This is a genomic window from Brevibacterium sp. VCM10 (assembly GCF_000583215.1).
Classification (GTDB): domain Bacteria; phylum Actinomycetota; class Actinomycetes; order Actinomycetales; family Brevibacteriaceae; genus Brevibacterium; species Brevibacterium linens.
On the sequence record NZ_JAJB01000100.1, the window covers coordinates 1 to 856 of the forward strand.

An 856-nucleotide genomic window follows, 5' to 3' on the forward strand; every position below is an offset into this window, starting at 1 on the left:
GGGCACGGCCGCCACCGCCACGATGCTCTCCACGGTCGCCCACGCCGGCGGTTGGCCGGGTCCCGTCGGCGGATCCCAGGCGATCATCGACCACCTCGTCGCCGATCTCGAAGCCCACGGCGGCACTGTGCACGCAAACTCCCCGATCACCCACGTCACCGACCTGCCCAAGGCCCGCGCCTATCTGCTCGACACCTCGGCGTTGGGTGCGGCGCAGATCTTCTCCGGCCTGCTGCCGGACCAGGTCGACAAGAGCCTGCGGGGGTTCAAACAGGGCAATGCCGCGGCGAAGGTCGACTTCGTCCTCAACGGACCGGTCCCCTGGTCCGACCCCGAGGTGGGCCGCGCCGGGACCATCCATGTGGGCGGTTCACGAGCGCAGATGGCCGCCGCCGAGGCACAGGTGACGAACGGACGCATGCCGGCCGATCCCGTGTGCCTCGTCTCCGACCCCACCGTGTTCGACCCATCACGCGAGGTGAACGGCCTGCGCCCACTGTGGACGTACGCGCACGTGCCCTTCGACTGCCCGCTCGACCCGACGGAATACGTCACGAGGCAGATCGAACGCTTCGCCCCGGGCTTCCGCGACCGCATCGTCGCCCGCAACGCGATCCCCGCATCGGAGATGGCCGGACACAATCAGAACTACATCGGCGGGGACATCGCGACCGGCGTCGTGTCCTTCTACCGAATGATGGCCCGCCCCCGCCTGACCTGGGACTCCTACAGCCTCGGCGTGCCCGGCGCGTTCCTGTGCTCGGCGGCGACTCCGCCGGCCCCGGGCGTGCACGGAATGAACGGCTGGTTCGCCGCCCGTCGGGCTCTCAAGACCCGCTTCGGCATCGACGAGGCG

1 protein-coding gene is annotated in these 856 nt (G+C 70.0%); it reads left to right on the top strand.

Annotated elements, in window-relative coordinates; genetic code table 11:
• Positions 1 to 856: phytoene desaturase family protein (locus AD89_RS20210; RefSeq protein ID WP_025780890.1), on the top strand; the 856-nt coding region annotated here is incomplete at both ends.